This is a genomic window from Ancylomarina longa (genome assembly GCF_003996985.1).
Taxonomy (GTDB): Bacteria; Bacteroidota; Bacteroidia; order Bacteroidales; family Marinifilaceae; genus Ancylomarina_A; species Ancylomarina_A longa.
Genome location: NZ_RJJX01000220.1, coordinates 1 through 467, shown reverse-complemented (window position 1 = coordinate 467; position 467 = coordinate 1). Strand labels below are relative to the sequence as shown.

General features: G+C 47.1%; 1 pseudogene. It reads left to right on the top strand.

The annotated features are described in order from the left end of the window. Positions 1-467: pseudogene (locus tag DLK05_RS17705) on the top strand (hypothetical protein); the annotation flags it as partial.

Below are 467 nucleotides of genomic sequence, written 5' to 3'. Positions count from 1 at the left end.
TGGCTGTTCCGCCAGCGATGATGTGAATGTTACTGTTCATGCCAATCCAATCGTAGATTTAGGAGCGGATCAGCAGACCTGTGCAGGCAGCAGCATCACATTGGATGCCGGCAATGCGGGAGCAACATATTTATGGAGCACCGGAGAAACTACGCAAACAATTAGTACATCAACCAGTGGCAACTATTCCGTTGTTGTAACCAATACCAATGGTTGTTCCGCCAGCGATGATGTGAATGTTACTGTTCATGCCAATCCAATCGTAGATTTGGGAGCCGATCAGCAGACCTGTGCAGGCAGCAGCATCATATTGGATGCCGGCAATGCGGGAGCAACATATTTATGGAGTACCGGAGAAACTACGCAAACAATTAGTACATCAACCAGTGGTAACTATTCCGTTGTTGTAACCAATACCAATGGCTGTTCCGCCAGCGATGATGTGAATGTTACTGTTCATGCCAATC